This is a genomic window from Ruminococcus sp. 5_1_39BFAA, assembly GCF_964240875.1.
Taxonomy (GTDB): Bacteria; Bacillota; Clostridia; order Lachnospirales; family Lachnospiraceae; genus Blautia_A.
This window is the reverse complement of record NZ_CAXSVO010000020.1, coordinates 1-22,131: the sequence shown is the minus strand read 5'-3', so window position 1 is coordinate 22,131 and position 22,131 is coordinate 1. Positions and strand designations below refer to the sequence as shown.

Below are 22,131 nucleotides of genomic sequence, written 5' to 3'. Positions count from 1 at the left end.
AGAGCAAAGCTATTTGCCGTAGTGGGATTTGCGGAGTAAAATGCAGCGAAGGCATGAGAGAGGCAATTACGCTTCACTCATGCCTTTAAATTTGAAAAACAGGGTTTTACAATACCTTGGTGGTCCATTTGCTGCAGTCCCAAACCTGGGAAACCACATCCTGATAAAATTCCGGCTCGTGGCAGATCAAAAGAATGCTTCCTTTATATTCAATAAGCGCCTGCTTCAAAGCCGCCTTTGCATCCACATCCAGGTGATTGGTAGGCTCGTCCAGAAGCAAAATATTTGTTTCTTTATTTACGAGCTTGCACAGGCGCACCTTTGCCTGCTCACCTCCGCTTAAGACACGGACCTGGCTTTCGATGTGCTTTGTGGTAAGACCGCACTTTGCAAGGGCAGAGCGCACCTCATACTGGGTATAGGAAGGGAATTCAGCCCAGATCTCATCGATACAGGTGGTCTTATTGTCACCTTTGACCTCCTGCTCAAAGTATCCGATGGAAAGATTCTCCCCAAGCTGACATTCACCCTTAAGGGCCGGGATCAGGCCCAGAATGCTTTTCAGCAGTGTTGTCTTACCGATACCGTTTGCTCCCACAAGGGCAATCTTATTTCCTCTTTCCATAGTCAGGGACAGAGGGCGGGAGAGCGGTTCGTCGTAGCCGATGACCAGATCCTTTGTCTCAAAAATATATTTTCCGGGCGTGCGGCCCTGTTTAAAATGAAATTCCGGCTTCGGCTTTTATGCTGCAAGCTCGATCACGTCCATTTTGTCAAGCTTTTTCTGACGGGACATTGCCATGTTTCTGGTGGCGACACGGGCTTTGTTTCGTGCCACGAAATCCTTCAGTTCGCTGATTTCCTGCTGCTGGCGGCGGTAGGCGGCCTCAAGCTGGGATTTTTTTACCGCGTAAACCTCCTGGAAATGGTCATAATTGCCCACATAGCGGTTCAATTCCTGATTTTCCATATGATAAACAAGATTGATCACCTCATTTAGAAACGGGACATCATGGGAAATGAGCACGAAAGCGTTCTCATAGTCTAAAAGATAACGCTTCAGCCATGCGATATGCTCTTCATCCAGATAGTTGGTGGGCTCGTCCAGAAGGAGGATATCAGGCTTCTCCAACAGGAGCTTTCCCAGAAGGACCTTTGTCCTCTGACCGCCGCTTAAGTCTGTCACATCTCTGTCCAGGCCGATATCCATAAGTCCCAGAGCGCGCCCGATCTCCTCCACCTTTGCGTCAATAATATAAAAATCGTGCATGGTCAGTGTATCCTGAATGGTACCAAGTTCCTCCATAAGGGCATCCATCTCTTCAGGCGATGCAGTTCCCAGAGAGTCACAGATCTCATTCATCCGTTCTTCCAGCTCAAAAAGATAAGAAAAGGCAGATTTTAAAACGTCCCGGATGGTCATACCCTGGGTAAGCACCGTATGCTGGTCCAGATAGCCGACCCGGATATTTTTTGCCCACTGTATTTTTCCTTCGTCAGGCATCAGTTTTCCTGTTACAATATTTAAAAAGGTTGATTTTCCTTCGCCATTGGCTCCCACAAGGCCGATGTGCTCGCCTTTTAGGAGACGAAAGGACACATCCTGAAAAATAGCCCGTTCGCCAAAGCCGTGGGTCAGATGTTCAACGTTTAAGATACTCATAAAATTTCTCCTTTGTGTTTATCGTTTTTCATCCGCCAGGGATAGGGCGGAGATGTCGGGACTTGCCATCAGAGAGTAGTTGGTATAGTAAACCACGAAGCCCGGCTTTGCCCCTGCCGGTTTTTTTACATTCTTTTTCTGCAGATAATCAATCTCGACTTTTGGAGCGGTTCGCCCGCTGGAATAGTAGGCTGCCAGGCTGCCAGCCTCCTCGAAGGTTCTGTCAGGCAGGGTCCCGTCCTTTGTTTTTACTACCACATGAGAGCCTGGCATCTTTTTGGCGTGGAACCACCAGTCATTTCCGGTTGCCAGCTTAAAGGTCAGCTCATCATTCTGATAATTATTCTTTCCAACAAAAATGTCATACCCATCACTGGAAACATAGTGGAAGGGCTTTGATTTTGCCTGCATTTTGGCTCCCTTTTTTCCGGTGAAATGCTTTTTGATATAGCCGTATTCCGTCAGCTCATCCTTGATCTGGGCGAGATCGCTTTCCTCAAGAGCGATGTTCAGGGCATTGGAAATGGATTCCAGATGGGTGATCTCACTCTGGGTATCCGCAAGCTGTTCTGTCAGAGCTTCCTCAGTCCGTTTCAGCTTTCCGTAGCGTTCAAAATATTTTTTTGAATTTTCCTGGGGAGTAAGGGTCGGATCAAGAGGAATGGTGATTTCTTCGTTTGTATAGTAATTCAATGCCTGGAAGGATTTGCAGCCTTCCTCCAGTCCATAGCCGTAAGCGTTGATTAATTCCCCGTAAATCTTATATTTATCCTTTTTCTGGGTATCCTTCATTTGCTTCTGCTGGAGAGATAATTTCTTTCTGTTGCGCTCCAATGCAGTCTGTACGATTTTTCTCAGATCAGCGGATTTCTGACGGATCCTGTTAATGGTATCCCGGGAAGCATAGTAAGTTTCCAGCATCTCAGAAACCGTTTCAAAGGTTTCGAAACGGTACTGGTTTCCATACTGCCGGAAGGGCAGTACCCCGTATTCCACTGGCTCGTCGCCGCGGTACACGATGGTGGGAGTGAAATCTTCCTTTCGGATCTGTTCCATAAGCTGTGAAAAAACACAGTAAAGAGTCCGGCAGGCAGCTTCATCCAAAGATTGGGCGGCATCGCTTCCGCTGATAGAGGCGCGGAAACAGATTTCTTCAGCCATTACAGGGCTTAAACCCGTAAGAGTCGTATAAATTGCTTTGGATATGGAAGCGGGCTTACGGCACACCTTTTCCAGAAAATCATCCTCCGTGACCGTGAAGGGGTTCAGCTTTTCCTGGGTCTGGGGAATAAAATAAGGCCGCCCCGGGAGCACTTCGCGCACGGAGCTTACATTGCAGGAAACATGCTTGATGCTGTCCAGGATCATTTTTTTGTCATCGCAGAAGATGATGTTGCTGTGCTTGCCCATCAGTTCCATGACGAGAACCTTGCGGCACACATCCCCCAGCTCATTTAAATGCTCCAGTTCAAACTCCACAACCCGCTCCATCCCCGGCTGACGAATATCTATGATCCTGGCGCTGCCGATATGTTTTCTGAGCAGCATACAGAAATTAGGTGCTGTCAGGGGGCTGACTTTATTTTTGGAGGTAAAATAGATCAGCGGGAGAGAGGCGCTGGCTGAAAGCAGCAGCCTTTTCGATCCCTCCGGGCCTTTTCCTGTGATCAGAAGCTCGTCATTCTCTGGCTGGGCAATTTTATTGATACGACCGCCCATCAGATTCTTTTTTAATTCACAAACCATTGCAGCAATGGTAATTCCGTCAAATGCCATAAAAATCTCCTCACTTTCTTATACGGTAACATTATAACGAATAAAAAAGAGTTTGACTAGCCTTTTAGAATGAACTATAATAAATCTGATTGTAAACAGTTACTGTATCAGTAACGGAAACGCAAAGTGAGAGATAAAGATGATAAAAAGTATGACTGGCTTCGGCCGTGCCGAAGTGATAACAAGTGAGCGGAAGATTGCAGTTGAGTTAAAATCCGTCAACCACCGGTATCTGGATCTGAGTATCAAGATGCCAAAGAAACTCAGTTTTCTGGAAGGAGCTGTCCGTAACCTGCTGAAGAAATACATCCAGCGCGGCAAGGTGGATGTGTTTATCACCTATGAGGATTATTCTTTAAGCTGTGCGGCTCTGAAGTATAATAAAGAGCTGGCAAAAGAATATCTGAGCTATATCAGGGAAATGGCAGAGGAGTTCGGTCTGGAAAACGATATCAAAGCCACAACTCTTTCCCGTTATCCGGAAGTCCTTTCTATGGAAGAACAGTCTCTCGATGAAGAGGAGCTGTGGGGCTGCCTGGAGGGAGTACTTAAGGAAGCCTGCGAAAAATTTGTTGCCACCCGACTGCGGGAAGGCGAAAACCTGAAGCAGGACCTTCTTGGAAAACTAAAAGGCCTGGATGAAAAGGTCTGCATGGTCGAGGAGCGTTCGCCGCAGGTGGTGGACACCTACCGCGAGAAGCTGGAGGCAAAAGTCCATGAGCTTCTGGAGGATTCCCAGATCGATGACTCCAGGATCGCTGCAGAGGTTGTGATGTTTTCCGATAAAATCTGTAATGACGAGGAGACCGTACGCCTGCACAGCCACATCCAGGGCATGAAAAAAATGCTGGATGAAAAAGAGGGAATAGGGCGCAAGCTTGATTTTATGGCTCAGGAGATGAACCGTGAGGCAAACACCATCCTGTCAAAATCAAGTGATCTGATCATTTCCGATATCGCCATAGATTTAAAGACCGAAATAGAAAAAATCCGTGAGCAGATCCAGAATATTGAGTAACGGAAGGTTGAAGACATGGCAAAATTAATCAATATCGGCTTCGGTAATGTGGTAAATTCACAGAAAATCGTGGCTGTTGTAAGCCCGGATGCCGCACCGGTAAAACGTATGGTGCAGAGCGTAAAAGGGACGCGCTCCCTGATAGACGCGACCCAGGGCAGAAAGACAAAAGCGGTTATCGTCACATCTGATGATTATCTTATTTTGTCCGCAATCCAGCCTGATACCATTGCCAGAAGATTTGCGGACGCATATGAATATGAAAATAAGGGAGAGAGCCATGAGTAAAGGAATCCTGGTTGTGGTATCCGGTTTTTCCGGTGCCGGAAAAGGGACAGTCATGAAACGTCTGCTGGAAAAGTATGACAATTATGCGCTGTCTGTTTCTGTTACTACCAGATCCCCCAGACCTGGGGAGGAGGACGGAAGAGAATACTTTTTCCGTACAAAAGAGGAGTTTGAAGCACTCATAAAAGACGACGCGCTGATCGAGTACGCCCAGTATGTAGAAAATTATTACGGAACGCCCCGTTCCTATGTGGAGGAGCAGCTTGAGGCGGGGAAGGATGTAATTCTGGAGATTGAGATACAGGGCGCCAGAAAGATAAAGGAAAAAATCCCGGAGGCGCTTCTTGTATTTGTCGCACCGCCTTCCATGGAAATCCTGAAGGACAGGCTTACAGGCAGGGGAACCGAGACACCGCAGGTGATCGCGGACCGCTTGAAACGTGCATCTCAGGAGGCAGAAGGCGTGGAAGAGTATGATTACATTCTCATCAATGATCAATTGGAGGAATGCGTGGATAAGCTTCACGAGATCATCCGCAGCGAGCATTCCCGAATGGACAGAAATCTTGATTTTGTGAGAAAACTTCAGTTAGAGGCTGCTGTTTTCGGGGAAAAGGATCCCTGTAAATATATATCATGATACCAATATGGTCCCCGGACCATTTATAATGAAAGGAGAATTGAAATGATCCATCCATCTTATTCAGAATTAATCGAGGCAATTAATACAAACAATGAGGACGACGATCAGGCAATGGTTCTGAACAGCCGTTATTCCCTTGTGCTCGCCACAAGCAAGCGTGCCCGCCAGCTTATCGCAGGCTCCAAGCCGCTTGTAGACGGTGCATCCGGCAAAAAGCCGCTTTCCATCGCGATCGATGAGTTATACAAAGGAAAAGTAAAAATCCTGCCGGGTAAATCCGAAGAAGAGGAATTGGTGTTAGAAGAGGAGCTGCCGGAAGCAGAGACGGCTTCTGAGACAGTTTCCACAGAGGAAGCTTAAGCTTGGCAACAAAAAGGGCTGCTGCAGCGACGATTGCAGCGGCCCTCACATATATCGAGGAGAATCTATGAAACTATTATTCATTTCGTTAGGATGCGACAAAAACCTTGTGGATTCCGAGGAGATGCTGGGACTTCTGACCAGAGATGGTCATGAGATCGTAGACGATGAGGAACAGGCAGAGGCTATCATTATCAATACCTGCTGTTTCATCGGCGATGCAAAAGAGGAAAGTGTCAATACCATTCTGGAGATGGCGGAGTATAAAAAGGCAGGTACCTGTAAGGTTCTGATCGTCACAGGATGTATGGCGCAGCGTTACAAAAACGAGATCACAGAAGAAATACCGGAAGTGGATGCTGTTTTGGGAACCACCTCCTACGGAGAGATCCTGAAGGCGGTAAAGGAAGCGGAAACGGGCCATCGTTTTGCAGAATTTAAGGATATCAACTATCTTCCCGATGATCTGGGACGACGTGTCCTTACAACAGGAGGACATTTCGGCTACCTGAAGATCGCAGAGGGATGTGATAAGCACTGTACTTACTGTATCATTCCGAAGCTGAGGGGAAAATTCCGAAGCGTTCCCATGGAGCGGCTGATCAGGCAGGCGGAGGATATGGCAGAGCAGGGTGTGAAGGAGCTGATATTGGTTGCGCAGGAGACCACTGTGTACGGTACAGATCTGTATGGCAAAAAATCACTGCATATTCTTTTGAAGGAGCTGTGCAGGATCAGCGGTATCCGCTGGATCCGGGTTCTTTACTGCTATCCGGAAGAAATTTACGACGAGCTGATACAGACCATGAAGGAAGAAAAGAAGATCTGCCACTATCTGGATCTGCCCATCCAGCACGCGAGTGACCGGATTCTGAAACGAATGGGACGGCGCACCTCAAAGGAAGAGCTTATTGCCATTGTGGAGAAGCTCCGCCGGGAGATCCCGGATATTTTCCTTCGGACAACACTGATCAGCGGTTTTCCCGGAGAGACCCCGGAGGACCACCAGGAGCTGATGGAATTTGTCAATGAAATGGAGTTTGACAGACTTGGCGTATTTGCTTATTCGGCAGAGGAAGACACACCTGCAGCGTCCATGGAGGATCAGATACCGCAGGAGCTCAAAGAGGAACGGCGTGATGAGCTGATGGAGCTTCAGCAGGAAATTTCCTATGATAAAGGACAGGAACGAATCGGTCAGGTGCTTACGGTTATGATAGAGGGCAAGGTGGCTGATGAGAGTGCCTACATAGGCAGGACTTACGGGGATGCCCCCAAGGTGGACGGATATATCTTTGTTCAGACGGGCGAGCTTCTGATGACGGGAGATTTCGCGAGAGTCCGTGTGACAGGTGCTTTGGAATATGATCTTATAGGAGAGTTGGAAAATGAATACACCGAATAAACTGACAGTTGCAAGAATGATACTTGTTCCCTTTTTTGTTTTGTTTATTCTTACAGGATGGGGCGGCGAGGCTAACCGTTACATCTGTCTTGTCATCTTTGTGGGAGCCAGCATTACGGACTGGTTTGATGGCTATCTGGCAAGAAAAAACAATCTGGTAACGAATTTTGGAAAATTTATGGATCCGCTGGCAGATAAGCTTCTTGTATGTTCTGCACTGATCTGTATGATCGAGCTGGACAGGCTTCCTGCCTGGTTTGTGATCATTATTATCGCGAGAGAATTTATCATCAGCGGCTTCCGTCTTATTGCCGCAGAAAACGGCGTGGTAATTGCTGCAAACTACTGGGGAAAATTTAAGACGGTTTCCCAGATGGTGCTGATCATCCTGCTGATCCTGAACTTTGACGGCTTCTTAGGGCTGCTGACTGAGGTCTTTTACTGGGTATCCTTGGCGCTGACCGTCATTTCACTGATCACATACATTTGGCAAAACAAGAAAATCATATCCATGCAGGAATAGCTTAGAAGGGAGAGATACCAATGATCGCAGAACTTGTATCTGTAGGAACAGAGATATTGCTTGGAAATATCGTCAACACAAACAGCGCTTATCTATCGGAGCAGTGTGCCGGACTTGGACTGTCTGTCTATTATCAGACAGTGGTCGGGGACAATGAAAAGCGTATGGAAGCGGTAATCTCCACAGCACTGGAGCGTTCTGATGTTGTAATCCTTACAGGTGGCCTGGGCCCCACGGAGGATGACCTGACAAAAGAAGTAACATCCAGTGTGATGGGCTTTCCTCTGGTAGAAGATGCCCACTCAAAAGAGCGCCTGGAATTCTATATGAAGCAGTACGAAAAGAATAATCCCCAGCGCCGTATCACCGCAAATAACTATAAACAGGCAATGGTACCGGAAGGTGCGCTTGTCCTTGATAACCACAACGGCACCGCACCTGGTCTGATCATGGAAAAAAACGGCAAGACAGCCATTTTGCTCCCCGGACCGCCTAATGAAATGAAGCCCATGTTTGAGGAAGAGGTCTATCCCTTCCTGCGCAAAAAGCTGCCCGAAACCATCTACTCCCAGGTAGTAAAAATCTGCGGAATCGGCGAAAGCCAGGTGGCAGAGGACATCCAGGATCTGATCAAAGACCAGACAAACCCCACCATTGCACCATACGCAAAGGTAGGAGAGGTTCATCTGCGCATCACCGCAAAAGGCGAAAACGAAAAAGAATGCAAAAAGATGATTAAACCCATTGTCCGTGAGTTAAAGAATCGTTTCGGCAAAAACATCTTTGCAACCGATGCCGAAAAGTCCCTGGAAGAAGCAGTAGTGGACATGCTGAAAGACCAGCAGCTCGTCCTGTCCCTGGCAGAGTCCTGCACCGGAGGCGCCATCGCCTCCCGCATCGTAAATGTTCCAGGAGCCTCCGAGGTCTTCTCCCACGGCTATGTAACCTATAGCAACCGCGCCAAAAGAAAATGCCTTGGCGTCAAAAAATCCACCCTAAAAACAGAAGGCCCCGTATCGGCTAAATGCGCCAAGGAAATGGCAAAAGGCGGCCGCATCAGCGCCGCTTCCGACATCTGCCTCTCCATCACCGGCCTTGCCGGCCCCGATGGCGGAACAAAAGAAACCCCAGTAGGAACCGTATTCATGGGCTGCTGCTACAACGACAAAATCATAACCCGAGAATACCACTTCACCGGAAACCGGGCGAAAATCCGCTCCCAAGCCACCGCCCACGCCCTGGCCCTCCTCCGCGAGTGCATCATGGAAGGAATCACCCGCAACGACTAACCGCCACCCCTCCCTCCTGAGAATGCTCTCTCCCAATGCTCATCCGACACGCCAAACTCGTCGCACCCCCACCGTGTGAAATCCCATATCGCCATAGCGCGAAAGCGCTTCGTGTCGAAAGGGGCCAAAGGGGGGAGCGCGAGGGGGCATTCGGCCTTCCCTCCGAGATTGCCCCCTCGCATCCTATCGTATCATTTTCATCAACCTAACCACCTGATCCAACTTCGCCGCCTCCTGAGGCGTTTTCCCCATCTTCAGCACCTCAATGATGGTATTGATCTCATTATTATCAAACTTAAGCCCCGCATTCTTCCCCTGAGCCGCTGCCCCCATAATATACGGCAGCAGATCCGTAGGACTCTTCCCAACCCCCTGCTGAGCCAAACCCTGCAACATCTCAAGCTTTGCCATGTCCATCCCCGCCAGCTTCGGATTATTCTTCCAATCCCCATCCATATTTCCCATCAAAATCCATCCTTTCCATTTTCATCTATCATTTTTCAGAAGACTCCCCCATAACCTTCAGCATTTGTACCATAGCCATCATATTTACCATCTGATCCAGCATTTTCCTGCTGTCCCCATAACAATAACGCCTGATATCATCCAATATCTCCACCGGCTGTGTGCTTGGCGCAGAAGCAGCGCACATTTCCATGCGGCTGTCCATGGAGCCGAAAATAGCCAGCGTATTAGAAAGCTCTCGTACTTTTGTATAAATGGAAAGAACCTGCTGCCCCTTAGGCGGCAGATAAGGGATCGCGGCTTTCAGCAGCTGTTCCCGGTCTGTTCCTACCATCTGGTCAAGCGCCGTCTGTGCAATATATTCTTCATTCATACGGAATCCCCTTTTCCTAAATCTATGACTTTATTATTAAAATATGACCGGAAAAGAGGTTTTGACATATGATATAGGGAAAGAGAGGTTTGAAATATATGAAATCTGAAACGGAAAGACTGATCATAGATGGCAATACGATATATGAGCTGGATCTGGAATGCCTGAAGAGAAAGGCAAAACCGGGAAACATCGGACAGAAACCCGAAAAATCCGCGCAAAAGAAAGCGAATCCGGCAGCGTACCATAATACAAAAAAAAGCGGGCAGAGGAATTAACCTCTGCCCTGATTTTGTTTGTCAGATTAGCATCCGCAGCCATTGCCGCATCCGCCGCAAAGCAGCAGAAGGATGATGATAATCCAGCAGCAGTCACCGTTTCCGAAGCCATTGTTGCCGCATCCGCAGCCATTATTGCCGCAGAGAGACAGCAGGATAATGATCCAGATAATGCTGCAGCAGGAGTTGTTTCCGCCGAAGCCTCCAAAGCCCCAATTACCACAGCCGTTGTTGCATCCGCAGTTGTTATCGCAACCGCATCCACAGTTGCTTTCGCAACCGCAACCGCAGCCTGTTCTTTCCTCGCCGCATCCGCAGTTTGTAGCAGCTAAATCACTCATGTTAAAATCCTCCAGATTTTTATTTACACTTCATCATATGAGTGGGACAGGCAGTGTGTGACTGCGGCAAAAATATTTTGCGGCAAAAGTGGATAAAGGAAGTGAATCTATGTTTTGAGTTAAACTTGACGGAAAAATGTTAGTATGATATGCTTGACGTTAGTATATTATAACTGATACGATTTCAGAGGGGACAAAAACATGATGATTAATAAGCGGCTGATCAATACAGTCAGCGAAAGCAAAAAATATGTAAGAAACAATGTTGTACTGCAGTGGTGCTCACTTGCTGCGAATATTACCATGATGGGAGCCATTACAAGGCTTCTTGCGGGAATATACAGGCAGGATGCGAAGAAGGAACAGATCATAACCACCATGGTGATCGCAGCCGCTGCAGTGGTGGTCCGGTATCTTTGCTCCAAAGGCGCCGTACGGATGAGTTATCTTTCCTCAAAAGCGGTCAAAAAGAATATCCGGCAGATGATCTATGAAAAACTCCTCCGGCTGGGAACGTCGTATCTGGAGCAGGTGCAGACCTCTGAGATAGTACAGGTGTCTGTAGAGGGTGTAGATCAGCTTGAAACCTATTTCGGCTCATATCTGCCGCAGTTTTTCTATGCCATGCTGGCACCTTTGACACTGTTTGTGGTACTATGCTTTGTAAACATTCCGTCAGCCATTGTGCTGCTGGTCTGTGTACCGTTGATCCCGCTGTCTATTGCGGCTGTCCAGACCTGGGCGAAGAAGCTTCTTGCAAAGTACTGGGGTCAGTACACAGCACTTGGGGATACCTTCCTTGAAAACCTGCAGGGACTTACCACAATGAAAATTTACCAGTCTGATGAATATAAAAATCAGCAGATGAACGAAGAGGCTGAGAAATTCCGTAAGATCACCATGAAGGTTCTGACGATGCAGCTCAATTCTATTACGATCATGGATCTGATCGCATACGGCGGCGCTGCAATTGGAGCCATCATGGCTGTTACGCAATTTCAGGCAGGCAGGACGGATCTGGCAGGTGCGCTGTTTATCATCCTGCTTTCCGCAGATTTCTTTATTCCCATGCGCCAGCTTGGTTCTTTCTTTCATGTGGCAATGAATGGAATGGCAGCAAGTGATAAGATCTTCCGGCTGCTGGATCTGCCGGAGGAACCGCAGGAAAATAAGAAACAAATGCCGGAAGAATGCAGTATTTTCTGTGAAGCCCTGAGCTTCTCCTATACAGAGGACAGGGAGATCATCCATGATGCGGACTTAAGCTTTGAGCAGGGCACATTTACAGCAATTGTAGGGGAAAGCGGCTGTGGAAAATCGACGATCGCTGCCATCTTAATGGGCAGGAACAAAGGCTATAAAGGCAGTGTTAAGATCGGTACAACAGAGCTTAGAGACATTGCAGAGGCCAGCCTTTTAAAGAATTTTATCTATGTAAGCCATCACAGCTATCTGTTTAAGGGGACTGTCAGAGAAAACCTGCTTATGGGCAAACCGGATGCCACGGATGAAGAACTGTGGAATGTACTGGAGCAGGTGAAGCTTGCGGCATTTCTGAGATCGGAAAATGGTCTTGATACAATGCTTTCAGAAAAAGCCAGCAACTTTTCCGGAGGACAGTGCCAGCGGCTTGCGCTTGCCAGGGCCTTATTATTTGACGGAAAGGTCTATATCTTTGATGAAGCCACCTCAAACATTGATGTGGAAAGTGAAAATGACATTATGGAACAGATTTTCGAGCTGGCAAAGCATAAGACAGTTATTTTGATCTCACACAGACTTGCAAATGTAGTTTCTGCAGATAAGATATATGTTCTGGAAAAGGGACACCTGACGGAAAGCGGTACCCATGAGGAGCTTTTGAGAAAGCAGAGCGCTTATGCAAGGCTTTGGAATACGCAGATGAATCTGGAAAACTATGAAAAGGGAGGTCAGGAAGCATGAAAAGGAGAAGTGGATTTCGTGTAATGATGGGGCTGATCGGTATGGTAAGACCCTTGACCGGATATATGATACTGGCCATCCTGATGGGATTGATCGGTCATCTCTGTGCTGCATTTATAACAGTGCTGGGAGGCTATGCAGTCCTGAACGTACTTGGATTTTCAACGAGACTTTCTCTCAGGGGTATTTTTGCTGCGGCCTTGATCTTTGCGGTGGTGCGGGGATTCCTTCGCTATGCGGAGCAGTCCTGCAATCATTTTATTGCTTTTAAGCTGCTGGCACTGATCAGGGATAAGGTATTTCAGTCCCTTAGACGGCTTTGCCCTGCAAAGCTGGAAGGAAAAGATAAGGGTGATCTGATTTCCGTTATCACCTCTGATATTGAGCTTTTGGAGGTGTTTTATGCTCATACGATCTCGCCGATCGTGATAGCAGTACTGTTTTGTGCAGTGATGTGTGTGTATATCAGCCAGTTTCACGTGGCATTGGGGCTGATAGCTCTGCTCGCCTATCTTGTGGTCGGCGCGTTTATTCCGGTGATGATCTCCAGACAGAGCGGAGATACGGGCATGAAATTCCGGGCAAAATCCGGGGAACTCAGCAGCTTTGTGCTGGACAGCCTGCGGGGACTTTCTGAGATCCAGCAGTACGGTATCGGAAAGAAGCGGCTGGAGTCCATGAATCAGCAGACAGATGAGCTTTCCGGGGATGAGGAGCTGCTGAAGCGGATAACAGGGCGAAATGCCGCTGTCACGAACACAGCGATCCTGGTATTTGATCTTTTGATGCTTTTTGCAGCGGCAGGACTCTGCCAGGGCGGGGCAATTGATTTTTCACAGATGCTTCTGGCTGTTCTGGCACTGATGAGCTCCTTTGGGCCTGCAGTTGCACTGGCAAACCTGGGAAGCACCCTGCAGAATACTTTTGCAGCAGGAAACCGTGTCCTGAATATTCTGGAGGAGACACCGGTTGTTGAGGATGTTACCGGAAAGCAGGCGGTGACATTTGCAGGTGCGGCGGCAGAGCATGTAACTTTTGCCTATAAAGATGAAACAATACTGTCAGATGTAAGCATGGAGATTCCGGAACATGCAGTGATCGGGATTTCCGGACGGAGCGGAAGCGGGAAGTCTACGCTTCTGAAGCTGTTTATGCGCTTTTGGGAAACAGATAAGGGCAGCATCAAAATCTCAGGCCGGAACATCAGTGACATAAATACCACAAACCTGAGAGATATGGAAAGCTTTGTAACCCAGGAAACCCATTTATTCCATGACAGCATTAAGAATAATCTGCGTATTGCCAGGCTGGACGCTTCGGATGAAGAACTGGTAACGGCCTGCAAAAAAGCGTCCATTCATGATTTCATTATGAGCCTGCCCAAGGGATATGATACGGAGGTTGGCGAGCTGGGAGATACCTTATCCGGCGGCGAGAAACAGAGGATCGGCCTTGCCAGAGCATTTCTGCACGACGCGCCTATGATGCTCCTGGACGAGCCTACCAGTAACCTGGACAGCCTTAACGAGGCTGTTATCCTGAAATCCCTCCATGAAGAGCGGGAAGGAAAGACCATAGTACTGGTATCACACAGACAGTCTACCATGCGGATCACAGACAGAGTTTATTCTGTTGAACATGGAAGGATCAGTTAAGGAAATATCGTGCCAGAGCACGTTTGTTCGATCAATATATCAGCCCGTACAAATCAGTTGACAGAGGAACAGTTTTTGATTATAATGTAGCTATGTAATATTTTTGTAACTTTTGACAAAAAAACGACATAATTTGCCCCTGTGGGATATAACGAAGATGTGGCTGGGCGTGAACAGTTACAGAAAATGAGGTTCGGGTATGAGAGAAAAAGAAAAAAAAGGCATCAGCTCCTGGATATTTATCCTTCTGATCCTGCTGATCCTGGCGTTGGTACCTACAAAGGAAGCGAACGCCGCAACCGCCGGATTTAAGACCGTAAATGGAAAGACCTACTACATAAAAAAAGACGGCAGTAAACAGAAGGGCTGGCTTACCTTAAATAAAAAAAGGTACTACTTTGACAAAAAGACAGGAGTGCAGCTAAAAGGCTGGCAAAAGAACAGCAAAGGCAAATATATCCGTTATTTTACCAGCGGCACTGGCGCTATGGCGACAGGATTTTTGACGGACAGCAAGGGAAACACCCGCTATTTCAACAAAAAAACAGGACTGCTTACAAGAGGCTGGCTGACGATCGGAAAAAGCAAATACTATTTCACCAGCGGCACCGGCGTGATGGCAAAGGGCTGGATGACAAACAGCAAAAAGCAAAAACGTTATTTCGACGAGTCTACAGGAAAAATGGTTACAGGCCTGTATAAGACAAAAAGCGGTGAAGCCTATTATTTTGATAAAAACACTGGCTATATGTACACCGGTCTGAAAAAAATTGGTAAATACTACTATTATTTTTCCAAGACAACAGGTGTTCGTTACCAGAAGGGATTCGGAAAAGTAGGCAGCAAACGCTACTATTTCTGTAAGAAGGACGGACGTGCTCAGACGGGCTGGCTCACACTGAACAGCAAGCAGTATTACTTTAACTCCAAGGGAGTTATGTATGTAAACAAAACCGCAAAGATCGGTGGAACCACCTATGTTTTTGATGCTGACGGTGTAGCGACAGAAAAAGGTTCCAGCACTACCTTTTCTGCATACGATGAGAAGAACGGCAAAAATTATACTCTGATGAATGAGTATAAAACACATCCGGGAGTTGCAGACGGAGCAAAGTCTGACCTTGACCTTCTGGCAGCCTTCTGCGAGGCGGAGGCCGGCGACCAGGGAGAGGCGGGTATGGAAGCAGTGGTAATGTGTGTGCTGAACCGTACCATCAAGGCGGATAAGGAATTCCCTTCCTCTGTACGATATGTCATGTACCAGGGAGGCAGCTTCCCTCAGTATTCAGTAGTGACGAACGGTGCGCTTCTGAGACGTCTGAACGGACAGTTTGATAACCGTGAACTGGCATACAAGGCTGCTGGAGAGGCATTGGAAATCTTTAATAATTACCTCCTTGGCAAGAGCAAGCGGGTGATCAGCGGCATTCCATCGAAGGATTTCAGATGTATGTATTTTATGATGGAGGATTACTTCTGGCAGCAGCCGCTGAATTTCGATAAAGTAAAATATCTACAGTATAAGGATCACATTTTCTTTGTTGACTGGGTTTGATATGACATAAAAAGGGGCAGTAATGAATCCATATATGACTGTAATTATGGTAACAGCAGGTCTTATCCTGCTGTTTATCATATGGATTATTCATGAAGAGAGAAAACGCAAAAAGATACTTCTGAAAAAAATCCGCCGTATTTACGGCAAACCTTCGGAACGACAGTATGAACCGGGCGATATAGAAAATATATCTCATTATTTCCGGCGGAAATGCGGAGAAGGTTTTTACATTGATGACATAACATGGAACGACCTGGATATGGATCATGTGTACCGGATGGTTAACCAGACCATCTCCTCTCCGGGAGAGGATGTGCTGTATGCCATGATGCGTATGCCGCTCTTTAGCCAGGAGGAAATCAATGAGAGAGATAAGCTGATCAGGTTCTTTTCCGCCCATACGGAAAAACGGGAGCAGATGCAGCTTCTCCTTTCAAAGGTTGGGAAAACACGGCTTGGCTCCCTGTCCGATACGGTTCTTGTGCTGAACGAATCTCCGAAAGTATCGTCAGGGATTCATATACTAATGCTTGTACTGATACTGGGCTGTCTGGGAATCGTACTGCCGCTTCGACCGTTGCTTGGATTTTTTGTGCTCATGCTGCTCTGTATTGCAAATATCATTATCTATTATGCTGGAAAGGACAGAAAGCTGGTAGAGGCTTACCTGGACTGTTATGCACATCTTCTGGGAATGCTGTCCGCAGCGGATGATATGGAAACTGTGAAGTGGCCGGAAATCGCGAAGCAGATGAACGGCATCTGTGAGGGAAAGGCAGCATTTGCAGGACTCCGGAGGAAGGCTGTGTTTCTCACCGGAAACGGTTCTGATCTGGGTGACATACTACAGAGCTTATTGGACTACATCCGCATGGTAACCCATGTGGATATCCTGGTATATAACCGTCTTCTGAGAGAAGTACAGGGAAAAAGCGATAAGATCATGCAGCTTCTTGACAATATCGGGGAGCTGGATGCCGCAATCTCCATCGCTTCCTTCCGGGAGCTGCTTGCTTTGCAGTGTAAGCCTGAATTTTTGCCCTATGATGGCAAAAATGTAACTCTGGAGGCAGAGGATTTATACCATCCTCTTCTGGAACAGGCAGTGGCAAACTGTATCAAGGTGTCGGGAGGAACGCTGGTAACAGGCTCCAATGCTTCCGGAAAATCCACATTTTTGAAAAATGTGGCAATGAACTCTATTCTGGCCCAGACAATTTGTACCTGCACCTGCGCCAGATACCGTGCGCCATTTTTGAAGGTGATGACTTCCATGGCACTCCGGGATGATCTGTCCGGCGGTGAAAGCTATTTTATTGTGGAGATCAAATCCCTGAAACGTATTCTTGATGAGAGCAGGAAGGAGCAGCCCCTTCTCTGCATTATTGATGAAGTGCTGCGCGGAACCAATACCATTGAAAGAATTGCCGCATCTTCCAGGATTTTGATGGAATTGTCCAGAAAATGGGTACTTCCTTTTGCAGCGACCCATGATATTGAGCTTTCCTATATTCTGGAGGGGATATATGCAAATTACCATTTTGAGGAAGAGGTTCAGGAAGATGAAGTGGTATTCAGCTACATCCTGAAACATGGCAGGGCAAGCAGCCGAAATGCGATCCGGCTTCTCCAGATGCTTGGATACGATGAGGGGCTTGTGAAGAGCGCAAGGGAAGCGGCGGAGAATTTTGAGCGGACAGGTGTATGGGAGAAACAGTAACAAGCTGGCGCGTTAAGTTGTAAAAGTACCGGGAAAATTTCTTGACAAATTTTTTTTGGCTTTGTATACTGGCAAGTATCAAACAGATAAAGGCTTTGATGGGAAAAAGTAGCATTGGGAAAGCTGACAGAGAGCTGCCGGATGGTGAGAGGCGCCTGTGGAACCTGTGTGAATACCTCCCGGAGCTTTGCACCGAACACAATGCTCAGTAGGCTGCAACGGAGTGGCGGACGTTATCGCGCTGGGGTGATTTGGCTGTTTTGTCATGTCACTTACGGAGGCAGGAAATGCGAGTTTTCTGCGAATTTAGGTGGTATCACGGGACCCGGTTCTCGTCCTAAAGGGACAGGAACCGGGCATTTTTATTCTTATAGAGAGTGCTCTGAGGAGCAGGATCCTATTAAATTCAGGAGGAAAAGAAAGATGACAGTTTGGGAAGAACTGAAAGCCAGGGGACTGATCGCCCAGGTGACAGACGAAGAGGAGATTAAAAACCTTGTAAACAATGGAAAAGCCACCTTCTATATCGGCTTTGACCCTACCGCAGACAGCCTGCATGTAGGCCATTTCATGGCGCTTTGCCTGATGAAACGTCTCCAGATGGCAGGAAACAAGCCGATTGCCCTGTTAGGAGGCGGAACCGGTATGATCGGGGATCCGTCCGGAAGAACCGACATGCGCCAGATGATGACAAAAGAGACGATCCAGCATAACATTGACTGTTTCAAAAAGCAGATGGAGCGTTTTATTGATTTTTCCGATGACAAGGCCATGATGGTAAACAATGCTGACTGGCTCATGAGCCTGAATTATGTGGAGCTTTTAAGAGAAGTAGGCGCACACTTCTCCGTAAACCGCATGCTTACCGCGGAATGCTACAAGCAGCGTATGGAGAGAGGCTTAAGCTTCCTGGAGTTCAACTACATGATCATGCAGAGCTACGACTTTTACATGCTGTACCAGAAATACGGCTGTAACATGCAGTTCGGCGGCGATGACCAGTGGAGCAACATGCTGGGCGGTACGGAGCTGATCCGCCGTAAGCTGGGCAAGGATGCATACGCTATGACCATCACCCTGCTTCTCAACTCTGAGGGCAAGAAGATGGGCAAGACCCAGTCCGGAGCTGTTTGGCTTGATCCGAATAAAACATCTCCATTCGATTTCTACCAGTACTGGAGAAACGTGGATGATGCAGATGTCATCAAATGTATGAAGCTTCTCACATTCCTGTCGCTGGAAGAGATCCAGGAAATGGAAAAATGGGAGGGCAGCCAGTTAAATAAAGCAAAAGAGATCCTTGCTTTCCACCTTACAGAGCTTGTTCACGGAACAGAAGAGGCTTCCAAGGCACAGGCAGGCGCAAAGGCGCTGTTTGCAGGCGGGGCAGATACTGCGAATATGCCTACCACAGAGCTTGGTGATGAAGATTTCACAGAGGAAGGTACTATCGATTTGATCTCCATGCTGGTAAAGGCTGGACTGGTACCGACCCGCTCCGAGGGACGCCGCGCCATTGAACAGGGTGGTGTGTCCATTGACGGAGAAAAGATCACAGACATTAAGCACACGGTTTCCAGAGAAAGCCTGCAGGGTGAAGGAATTGTGCTGAAAAGAGGAAAGAAAAAATTCAATAAGGTTTGCGTGAAATAAGAAGATATGCTATGATGTATAGAAAACGGCAAGTCAATGTCGTTTCCTATGAGTAATGGCAATCTTTATAAGCGTAGGAGGAGATTAGAAATGAAGAAATACGGAGTAAATGAGCTTCGAAAGATGTTTCTGGATTTCATGGAGAGCAAAGGCCATCTGGTTATGAAAAGCTTTTCCCTGGTACCCCAGGGTGATAAGAGCGTCCTGCTGATCAATGCGGGAATGACTCCCTTAAAACCATATTTTACAGGCGCGGAGATTCCGCCCAGAACGAGAGTATCTACCTGTCAGAAGTGTATCCGTACAGGTGATATTGAGAATGTAGGAAAAACAGCACGTCACGGCACCTTCTTTGAGATGCTGGGAAACTTCTCCTTCGGAGATTACTTCAAAAGAGAAGCACTGAACTGGTCCTGGGAGTTTTTGACCGAGGTTGTGGGTCTTGATCCGGAACGTCTTTACCCGTCCGTTTACACTGACGATGACGAGGCATATGAGATCTGGAATAAAGAGATCGGCATCCCGGCAGAGCGCATTTTCCGTTTTGGAAAAGAGGACAACTTCTGGGAGCACGGCGCAGGTCCCTGCGGTCCATGTTCTGAGATTTACTATGACCGCGGAGAAAAATACGGCTGCGGAAAACCGGGCTGTACAGTAGGCTGCGACTGTGACCGTTACATGGAAGTATGGAACGACGTATTTACCCAGTTTGAGAATGACGGAAACGGCAATTATACAGAGCTGACACAGAAGAACATTGACACCGGTATGGGTCTGGAGCGTCTGGCTGTGGTGGTTCAGGACGTAGACTCCATTTTTGATGTGGATACCATCTGTTCCCTGCGTAACCTTGTATGCCAGGTTGCAGGCAAAGAGTACGGCAAGGTTCATGAGCATGACGTATCCATCCGTCTGATCACGGACCATATCCGTTCCGCTACCTTCATGATCTCCGATGGAATCATGCCTACCAATGAGGGAAGAGGCTATGTACTCCGCCGTCTGATCCGCCGTGCTGCAAGACATGGACGTCTTCTGGGAATCGAAGGCTCCTTCCTTGCAAAGCTGAGCGCAGAGGTGATCGAAGGCTCAAAGGACGGATATCCGGAGCTGGAAGAAAAGAAGGAGTTCATCTTCAATGTTCTGACAAACGAGGAGAACCAGTTTAATAAGACCATTGATCAGGGTCTTCGCATTCTCTCCGATATGGAGGATGAGATGAAGGCTGCCGGAGAAAAGGTACTTTCCGGCGACAACGCATTTAAGCTTTATGATACCTATGGATTCCCTCTTGACCTGACAAAGGAAATCCTGGAGGAAAAGGGCTATGAGGTAGATGAGGACGGCTTTAAGGCCGCTATGGAGCAGCAGCGTACAAAGGCACGTGAAGCCCGTGAGGTGACAAACTATATGGGTGCTGATGCAACGGTATACGATGAGATCGATACCTCCGTTACTACAGAGTTTGTAGGCTATGACCATCTTTCCTTTGAATCTCAGGTAACGGTCATTACAACTGAGACAGAGATCGCAGATTCCCTTATGGAAGGCCAGAGAGGAACCATCTTTGTGGAGAAAACACCATTCTACGCAACCATGGGCGGTCAGGAGGGTGACAGCGGCGTCATCGTGACTGCAAACGGTAAATTTGTGGTAGAAGATACCATTAAGCTGCGCGGCGGTAAATTCGGACATGTTGGATATATGGAATCCGGTATGATCTCCAAGGGAGAGACTGTTTCACTGGAAGTAAATACAGCAGCCAGAAAAGATACGGAAAAGAACCACAGCGCGACCCACCTTCTTCAGAAGGCATTAAAGACTGTACTTGGCTCCCACGTAGAGCAGAAGGGTTCCCTGGTAACACCGGACAGACTGCGTTTTGACTTTGCACATTTCCAGGCTATGACAGCAGAGGAGATCCAGCGTGTTGAAAAGCTGGTAAACGAGCAGATTCAGGCAGGGCTTACGGTTTCCACTGATGTAATGGATATTGAGGAAGCAAAGAAATCCGGCGCAATGGCACTGTTTGGGGAGAAATATTCCCAGAAGGTACGTGTGGTATCCATGGGTGATTTTTCCAAGGAGCTGTGCGGCGGTACCCATGTGGCAAATACAAGCTCCATTATGCTCTTTAAGATCGTTTCCGAGTCCGGTATCGCAGCAGGCGTGCGCCGTATCGAGGCACTCACCGGAAACGGTGTTCTGGAATACTATAAGAAGCAGGAGGAGCTGCTGAATGAGGCTGCAAAGGCTTTAAAGGCAAATCCATCCGAGATCGTTGAGAAGATCAGTCACCTTCAGGGTGAGGTGAAGGCTCTTTCCAGTGAGAATGAATCCTTAAAGAGCAAGCTGGCGCAGGGTGCTCTTGGAAACGTTATGGATAAGGTTGTAGAGGTCAAAGGCGTGAAACTCCTTGCCGCAAAGGTAGAGGGCGTTGACATGAACGGGCTTCGCGACCTGGGCGATCAGTTAAAGGAAAAGCTGGGTGAGGGCGTTGTCGTTCTTGCAGCCGTAAATGGCGGAAAGGTAAATCTTCTTTCCATGGCTACGGATGCAGCACAGAAGGCAGGCGCACATGCCGGAAACCTGATCAAAGCAGCAGCAGCCATTGTTGGCGGTGGCGGCGGCGGACGTCCGAATATGGCACAGGCCGGCGGAAAGAATCCGGAAAAGGCACAGGAAGCTGTTGACGCAGTAGCCGGTATTCTGGAAGGCCAGTTGAAGTAAGGAAAGTAAGAAGACAAACTTTTTTTGTAAATTTACCCAAAAGTTGTTGACGAATGCAAAGGGTATGATATATAATGATACTCGTGCAAGAAAAATACCCAGACAGTTGTATTTAAGCACAATCTACAACTGGAGGGAGGTTAGGTGTGAGTCTATGTCAAACGTAATCGTAAAAGAGAACGAGACTTTAGATAGCGCTCTTCGCAGATTCAAGAGAAGCTGTGCTAAAGCGGGTATTCAGCAGGAAATCCGTAAAAGAGAGCATTACGAGAAACCAAGCGTTCGTCGTAAGAAAAAATCTGAAGCCGCAAGAAAACGTAAATATAATTAATTGTGCGCAAAAATCCCTGACTGCATAAGTCAGGGATTTTTAACTAGTACAAAATTGCATTAATTTTTGAGTAATATTTCTATGGAAAATATTTCTAATATATGGAATAATTAAAAGA

19 protein-coding genes, 1 pseudogene and 1 other annotated feature are annotated in these 22,131 nt (G+C 47.5%); of the genes and pseudogenes, 15 read left to right on the top strand and 5 right to left on the bottom strand.

Annotated elements, in window-relative coordinates; translation table 11 throughout:
• Window positions 1-106: 106 nt before the first annotated feature.
• Window positions 107-1,663: pseudogene (locus ACESZH_RS17145) on the bottom strand (ABC-F family ATP-binding cassette domain-containing protein).
• 18 nt (window positions 1,664-1,681) lie between these two features.
• The gene (locus ACESZH_RS17140; protein ID WP_373217915.1) at window positions 1,682-3,439 is read right to left on the bottom strand and encodes an NFACT family protein; all 1,758 of its coding nucleotides are present in this window, start codon (window positions 3,437-3,439) and stop codon (window positions 1,682-1,684) included.
• Between the two features lie 139 nt (window positions 3,440-3,578).
• Between ACESZH_RS17140 and ACESZH_RS17135 the strand changes: the two genes are divergently transcribed.
• From ACESZH_RS17135 to ACESZH_RS17105, 7 genes are all read left to right on the top strand, one after another.
• The gene (locus ACESZH_RS17135; RefSeq protein WP_373217914.1) at window positions 3,579-4,457 is read left to right on the top strand and encodes a YicC/YloC family endoribonuclease; all 879 of its coding nucleotides are present in this window, start codon (window positions 3,579-3,581) and stop codon (window positions 4,455-4,457) included.
• Between the two features lie 15 nt (window positions 4,458-4,472).
• Window positions 4,473-4,745, top strand: coding sequence for a DUF370 domain-containing protein (locus ACESZH_RS17130; RefSeq protein ID WP_373217913.1), 273 nt, complete (start codon window positions 4,473-4,475; stop codon window positions 4,743-4,745).
• Complete coding sequence (gene gmk / locus ACESZH_RS17125) at window positions 4,738-5,385, top strand: guanylate kinase (protein WP_373217911.1); 648 nt, start codon at window positions 4,738-4,740, stop codon at window positions 5,383-5,385. Before ACESZH_RS17130 ends, gmk begins: the two co-directional genes overlap by 8 nt.
• Before the next feature lie 45 nt (window positions 5,386-5,430).
• Window positions 5,431-5,748 (top strand): DNA-directed RNA polymerase subunit omega, encoded by a 318-nt coding sequence (rpoZ, locus tag ACESZH_RS17120; RefSeq protein WP_373217909.1) that lies wholly within the window; start codon window positions 5,431-5,433, stop codon window positions 5,746-5,748.
• A 67-nt stretch (window positions 5,749-5,815) separates the two neighbouring features.
• On the top strand, window positions 5,816-7,153 hold the full coding sequence (gene rimO, locus ACESZH_RS17115; protein ID WP_373217908.1) for a 30S ribosomal protein S12 methylthiotransferase RimO: 1,338 nt from the start codon (window positions 5,816-5,818) through the stop codon (window positions 7,151-7,153).
• Window positions 7,137-7,676 carry a CDP-diacylglycerol--glycerol-3-phosphate 3-phosphatidyltransferase gene (gene pgsA, locus ACESZH_RS17110; protein WP_373217906.1) on the top strand — a complete coding sequence of 180 codons (540 nt, stop codon included), beginning with the start codon at window positions 7,137-7,139 and terminating at the stop codon, window positions 7,674-7,676. The genes rimO and pgsA overlap by 17 nt, the downstream gene beginning before the upstream one ends.
• Window positions 7,677-7,696: 20 nt before the next feature.
• On the top strand, window positions 7,697-8,965 hold the full coding sequence (locus ACESZH_RS17105) for a competence/damage-inducible protein A (RefSeq protein ID WP_373217904.1): 1,269 nt from the start codon (window positions 7,697-7,699) through the stop codon (window positions 8,963-8,965).
• A gap of 183 nt (window positions 8,966-9,148) precedes the next feature.
• Here the strand turns inward: ACESZH_RS17105 and ACESZH_RS17100 are convergent, their stop codons facing one another.
• Both ACESZH_RS17100 and ACESZH_RS17095 read right to left on the bottom strand, forming a co-directional pair.
• A complete protein-coding gene (locus tag ACESZH_RS17100) occupies window positions 9,149-9,430 on the bottom strand; it encodes a hypothetical protein (RefSeq protein ID WP_373217901.1) in 282 nt (93 codons plus the stop codon).
• Window positions 9,431-9,458: 28 nt separating this feature from the next.
• Window positions 9,459-9,803: a hypothetical protein gene (locus ACESZH_RS17095; RefSeq protein WP_373217900.1), complete on the bottom strand. Its 345-nt coding sequence runs from the start codon at window positions 9,801-9,803 to the stop codon at window positions 9,459-9,461.
• A 98-nt stretch (window positions 9,804-9,901) separates the two neighbouring features.
• Between ACESZH_RS17095 and ACESZH_RS17090 the strand changes: the two genes are divergently transcribed.
• Window positions 9,902-10,081: a hypothetical protein gene (locus tag ACESZH_RS17090; RefSeq protein ID WP_373217897.1), complete on the top strand. Its 180-nt coding sequence runs from the start codon at window positions 9,902-9,904 to the stop codon at window positions 10,079-10,081.
• A 26-nt stretch (window positions 10,082-10,107) separates the two neighbouring features.
• Here ACESZH_RS17090 and ACESZH_RS17085 read toward each other — a convergent pair whose 3' ends face one another.
• Entirely contained in the window at window positions 10,108-10,422 is a 315-nt protein-coding gene (locus tag ACESZH_RS17085; RefSeq protein ID WP_373217895.1) for a hypothetical protein, read from the bottom strand.
• A 204-nt stretch (window positions 10,423-10,626) separates the two neighbouring features.
• Between ACESZH_RS17085 and ACESZH_RS17080 the strand changes: the two genes are divergently transcribed.
• From ACESZH_RS17080 to rpsU, 7 genes are all read left to right on the top strand, one after another.
• Window positions 10,627-12,366, top strand: a complete 1,740-nt coding sequence (locus ACESZH_RS17080; RefSeq protein WP_373217975.1) for an ABC transporter ATP-binding protein/permease — start codon at window positions 10,627-10,629, stop codon at window positions 12,364-12,366.
• Window positions 12,363-14,021, top strand: a complete 1,659-nt coding sequence (cydC, locus tag ACESZH_RS17075; protein ID WP_373217894.1) for a thiol reductant ABC exporter subunit CydC — start codon at window positions 12,363-12,365, stop codon at window positions 14,019-14,021. Before ACESZH_RS17080 ends, cydC begins: the two co-directional genes overlap by 4 nt.
• A gap of 199 nt (window positions 14,022-14,220) precedes the next feature.
• Window positions 14,221-15,576 carry a cell wall hydrolase gene (locus ACESZH_RS17070; RefSeq protein WP_373217893.1) on the top strand — a complete coding sequence of 452 codons (1,356 nt, stop codon included), beginning with the start codon at window positions 14,221-14,223 and terminating at the stop codon, window positions 15,574-15,576.
• Between the two features lie 22 nt (window positions 15,577-15,598).
• On the top strand, window positions 15,599-17,299 hold the full coding sequence (locus tag ACESZH_RS17065; RefSeq protein ID WP_373217892.1) for a hypothetical protein: 1,701 nt from the start codon (window positions 15,599-15,601) through the stop codon (window positions 17,297-17,299).
• Window positions 17,300-17,385: 86 nt separating this feature from the next.
• Window positions 17,386-17,642, top strand: a binding site (T-box leader).
• 80 nt (window positions 17,643-17,722) lie between these two features.
• Entirely contained in the window at window positions 17,723-18,952 is a 1,230-nt protein-coding gene (gene tyrS, locus ACESZH_RS17060; RefSeq protein WP_373217891.1) for a tyrosine--tRNA ligase, read from the top strand.
• Between the two features lie 90 nt (window positions 18,953-19,042).
• Window positions 19,043-21,682, top strand: coding sequence for an alanine--tRNA ligase (gene alaS / locus ACESZH_RS17055; RefSeq protein ID WP_373217889.1), 2,640 nt, complete (start codon window positions 19,043-19,045; stop codon window positions 21,680-21,682).
• A 154-nt stretch (window positions 21,683-21,836) separates the two neighbouring features.
• The gene (gene rpsU / locus ACESZH_RS17050) at window positions 21,837-22,013 is read left to right on the top strand and encodes a 30S ribosomal protein S21 (protein ID WP_004222305.1); all 177 of its coding nucleotides are present in this window, start codon (window positions 21,837-21,839) and stop codon (window positions 22,011-22,013) included.
• Window positions 22,014-22,131: the final 118 nt, after the last annotated feature.